Source organism: Protofrankia sp. CiP1_Cm_nod4 (genome assembly GCF_982290645.1).
Genome location: NZ_CEVIVC010000203.1, coordinates 2,076 through 6,770 on the forward strand (window position 1 = coordinate 2,076; position 4,695 = coordinate 6,770).

The following is a 4,695-nucleotide window of genomic DNA, read 5'->3' on the forward strand; positions in this document are numbered from 1 at the left end:
GGGGCGACCGGCCGGCGCGGGCCGCTCGGGCGAGCCGGCCGTCCGCCTCACCCCGGACCCCGCGCGCACCCCGGGCGCCGCGCCCACCCGTGCTGGACGCCGTGTGTGCCGCGGCCGTCGAGCAGGCCCGGGCCGCCGCGTTCGCCGAGGCCGGTGATCCCGGTCTGGTCGGTGAGCATCTCGGTGTCGAGGCCGACGGCGAACGGCTTGTCCTGCACCGTTTCGCCTGCCGGTCACGCGCCTACCCGAACTGGGTCTGGACGGTGGTGGTCACGCGCGCCGCGCGTATGCGCAAGGCCACCGTGGACGACGTGGTGCTGCTGCCCGGCGAGGGTGCGCTGACCGCCCCGCAGTGGGTGCCGTGGTCCCAGCGGCTGCGCCCCGGTGACGTCGGCGTCGGCGACCTGCTGCCGACCGCCGTGGACGACCCGCGCCTGACGCTGCGTCTCGGCGACGTCGAGGAGTTCGTCGACACCGACGCGTGGCACGAACTCGGCCTCGGCCGTCCGCGTCTGCTGTCAGTGACGGGTCGTGACGATGCGCTGGCCCGCTGGTATGCCGGTGAGTCCGGCCCGGAGGCGTCCATCGCCCGGGTCGCCCCCGCCGCCTGCCGGACCTGCGGTTTCCACGTGCGTCTCGCCGGCGCACTGGGGCAGGTGTTCGGGGTGTGCGCGAACGAGATGGCGCCGGACGACGGCCGGGTGACCGCGCTCGACCACGGCTGCGGCGCCCACTCGGAGGCGCTGGTGGCGCCGTCCGCGCACCCGGAGTCGATCGTGTACGACGACGACCCGGGCGACGCGGGGTCCGCCGACCTGGAGCTGGTCGGCGTCGCCGCGCATCCGCCGGGCTCGGTCCCGGACGATCCCGCCCAGGCCGCCCCAGCCTGGGACGCCGCCGGCCCGGAGCCCTACGGCCACTCCTGACGCGGCTCCCGGCTCTCCGTTCGGTTCCGCCTCTCTCTTGGCGGCCGATGGCGGTTTAGAAGCCGGAATGAAGCAGCCTGTGCACCTTGAGCCTTCCACGGGCCCGTGGCCTGCGAAGACGCTCCCGAGGATGTATGTGTTACTTTATTATGATTCCTGAGTGCCGAAGTCTGAGCGCCTCTCGAAACAGGAGATTATGAAGATCTCGAGAATGCCGACGAAAGTTGGCCGGAAGTGTTCTCGGAGTAGTTAGCACGTCGCGTGGCCTCTTGGCAAATTCCTTGAGCTGCCCGAGGATCCGATGAGGTGCGATAAGATTGAGCCTTTCCGCGTAACGACTCATGACTGTCCGCGACCGACACTCTCCATAGCTGACACGCCCGGGAACTGACGATTCAACAAGAAGACGCGGGACCCCGCTAAGAAGACTGCTCCGACCAAAGATCAGCCTTAGAAAGGTTCCGCGTCCCGGTGAGTGTGACATATACGGCCGTGTTGCCATCACGCGAGGAAACCGTTGAGTTTCTGGAGGGTTTACTCGCCGCGGAACGCACCCGACGCGGCACCCACACCGATACCCGCGCGCTGATCCGCCACCAGCAAGCAGTCCTGATACTGCGCTGGTTCCTTGACAGCACGCGGTCACCGTCGTGCGTACGGATATATGAGCCGCGATCCATACCGCGCGCCTTCACATGGCATGGCTTGCGATCGGCGGGTATCTCGTCCACCCGTGCTACTACAACGGGTTGACCATCTACCTCGACGATATCGATCTCGGGTCGAATCGGCGGCTCAAGTTGGTCGGTACAAGCTGAGGCGAGATCGTTCGCGAGCTTCGACACGTCGGTCTCCACCGGCCGGAACCCCTTTGACTCGTCGAGTCCGAGGATCAGCAGGCCTCCTTGGGAGTTCGCGAAGGCCGACACGGTCTCGGCAGCCGATCTGGGCAGTCCTCCAGCGGATGCCTTCACTTCTACGGTTTGCAGGTCCGTACCGGCGCGCCGGAGGCGTACGAGTGCCTCGTCGAACTCGCTCTGGAGGCTCGTCATCACACTCCCATCTCACAACTTCAATCAGTCTACATACAAATTTTGGAGTCAAGCTTGGGTGATGGACTTGTGTGATGGAGGGCTGACAGTTGGACCTGTGGAGCGGGTAATGCCAGGAGCGTGGAACGCGGGCTGTGACGACCTGGGGGACTCAGCGCCAGATCTGGATCTGTCTGGAAACGGTGCCAGCGGCTGTCGGCGACGCCGGCCGGCTGGACGCAGTAGTGATCATGTCGGACATGGGCGCAGCCAGGCCCGGCGCCGCTGGAAAGCTGCGGATGGGGGTGACCTACCTTGGTCGAGGCTCACCAGTCAGGGCATCGTTGACCTGGCCCGATCGGGTTCGTCCTGGCGGGATGCCTGGGGCTGGCCGGGCTTGCGGGCGCTGGGCGGCTTCACCGGGAAGCGTCCGGGAAGATGGGTGGCGTGACCGGTACACCGACCGCACCCACCGTCCCGTCCACGCTGCTTTCCGACGCTGTTGTGCCTGGCGCGACCGCGCAGCCCTACCATGAGCTCGGGCTTACTGACGACGAGTATGCCCGTATCGTCAGCACGCTCGGGCGCACGCCGTCCGACGCCGAGCTTGCCATGTACTCGGTGATGTGGAGCGAGCACTGTTCGTACAAGTCGTCCAAGGTGCACCTGCGCCAGTTCCGCGACACGCCCGCGGGTGACCGGCTGCTCGTCGGCATGGGCGAGAACGCCGGGGTGGTCGCGGTCGGCGAGGGGCTCGCCGTCACATTCAAGATCGAGTCGCACAACCACCCGAGCTTCGTCGAGCCGTACCAGGGCGCGGCGACCGGCGTCGGCGGGATCGTCCGCGACATCCTCACCATGGGCGCCCGGCCGGTCGCCGTCCTCGACCCGTTGCGCTTCGGGGACGCCGACGCCCCCGACACCGCCCGGGTGCTGCCCGGGGTGGTCGCGGGCATCGGCGGCTACGGCAACTGCCTCGGCCTGCCCACGATCGGCGGGGAGGTCGTCTTCGACCCGTCCTACCAGGGAAATCCGCTGGTCAACGCGCTGTGCGTCGGCGTGCTGCCGGTCGGCCGGGTGCAGACGTCGGCGGCGACCGGGGTCGGCAACGCGGTCGTCCTGCTCGGCGCCAAGACCGGCCGGGACGGCATCGGCGGCGTGTCCGTGCTGGCGTCGGCGACCTTCGACGAGGGCGGCGGGCCGGCGCGCCGGCCGTCCGTCCAGGTCGGCGACCCGTTCACCGAGAAGATCCTCATCGAGTGCTGCCTGGAGCTGTTCGACCGCGGCTTCGTCGTCGGCATCCAGGACCTCGGCGGGGCCGGGCTGACCTGCGCGCTGACCGAGACGACCGCGGCCGGGCTCGCCGCCGGCGGCCCCGGCGGGATGGCGGTCGACCTCGGTCTCGTCCCGCTGCGCGAGGCGTCGATGGCGCCGCACGAGATCCTCGCCAGCGAGTCCCAGGAGCGGATGCTCGCGATCGTCACCCCGGACGCGCTGCCCGAGGTGCTCGCGCTCGCCGAACGCTGGGGTGTGCTGGCCACCAGGATCGGGACGGTCACCGACAGCGGGCGCCTCGTCGTCCGCTGGCACGGTGAGGTCGTCGTCGACGTCCCGCCCGGCTCGCTCGCCGACGACGGGCCCGTCTACGACCGGCCGGTGCGCCGGCCGGCGGACCTCGACGCCCTGCGGCTGGACGACCCGGCGGCACTGCCGCGCCCGAGCACCGGGGACGAGCTGCGCGCCACCCTGCTGACCATGATCGCCTCGCCGAACCTGTGCTCGAAGGCGTGGGTGACCGACCAGTACGACCGGTACGTGCAGGCGAACACCGTGCTCGCGCAGCCCGAGGACGCCGGGGTGGTCAGGCTCTCGGAGGAGACGGGCCTCGGCATCGCGCTGGCCACGGACGGCAACGGCCGCTACACCCGGCTCGACCCGTTCGCGGGCGCGCAGCTCGCCCTGGCCGAGGCGTGCCGCAACGTGGCCGCGGCCGGGGCCACACCGATCGCGGTGACCAACTGCCTGAACTTCGGCTCCCCCGAGGACCCGGAGGTCATGTGGCAGTTCGCCGAGGCCTGCCGGGGCCTCGCGGACGCCTGCCGCCGGCTCGGTCTGCCGGTCACCGGCGGGAACGTGTCGTTCTACAACCAGACCGGCGCCACGCCGATCAACCCGACGCCGGTCGTCGGCGTCCTCGGCCTGTTCGACGACGTGGCCCGGCGGGTCCCGATCGGCTTCACGGACGAGGGTGACTCGCTGCTGCTGCTCGGGCGGACCCGGGAGGAGTTCGGCGGCTCAGAGTGGGCCTGGGTGACCCACCGTCACCTCGGCGGGCGCCCGCCCGCCGTCGACCTCGCGGCCGAGAAGCTGCTCGCCGAGATCCTGGTCGCCGGCTCCCGCGACGGGATGCTCACCGCGGCGCACGACCTCTCCGACGGCGGGCTGGCGCAGGCACTGGTCGAGTCCTGCCTGCGGGGCGGGCACGGCGCCCGGATCGTCTTCCCCCGGGACGCGGACCTGTTCACCGAGCTGTTCAGCGAGTCGGCGGGCCGCGCGGTGGTGGCCGTGGCCCGCTCCGAGGAACTGCGCTTCACCGACATGTGCGCCGCCCGCGGACTGCCGTGTCGGCGCATCGGCGTGGTCGACGGCGACACCCTCGAGGTCCAGGACGCCTTCACCGTCACCCTGGCCGACCTGCGAACCGCCCACACCTCCACCCTGCCCTCCCTGTTCACCAC

The 4,695-nt window shown here is 70.2% G+C and carries 2 protein-coding genes and 2 pseudogenes; 3 read left to right on the top strand and 1 reads right to left on the bottom strand.

Annotated elements, in window-relative coordinates; translation table 11 throughout:
* Together AC5LSR_RS22645 and AC5LSR_RS22650 are read left to right on the top strand one after the other, a co-directional pair.
* Nucleotides 1-926 (top strand): DUF3027 domain-containing protein (locus tag AC5LSR_RS22645; protein ID WP_493468974.1); only part of this gene is annotated, 926 nt, incomplete at its 5' end.
* A gap of 471 nt (nucleotides 927-1,397) precedes the next feature.
* A pseudogene (locus AC5LSR_RS22650) lies at nucleotides 1,398-1,568 on the top strand (IS5/IS1182 family transposase); the annotation flags it as partial.
* A 56-nt stretch (nucleotides 1,569-1,624) separates the two neighbouring features.
* Here the strand turns inward: AC5LSR_RS22650 and AC5LSR_RS22655 are convergent.
* A pseudogene (locus AC5LSR_RS22655) lies at nucleotides 1,625-1,978 on the bottom strand (AlbA family DNA-binding domain-containing protein); the annotation flags it as partial.
* A 426-nt stretch (nucleotides 1,979-2,404) separates the two neighbouring features.
* Between AC5LSR_RS22655 and purL the strand changes: the two are divergent.
* Nucleotides 2,405-4,695 (top strand): phosphoribosylformylglycinamidine synthase subunit PurL (gene purL, locus AC5LSR_RS22660; RefSeq protein ID WP_493465716.1); only part of this gene is annotated, 2,291 nt, incomplete at its 3' end.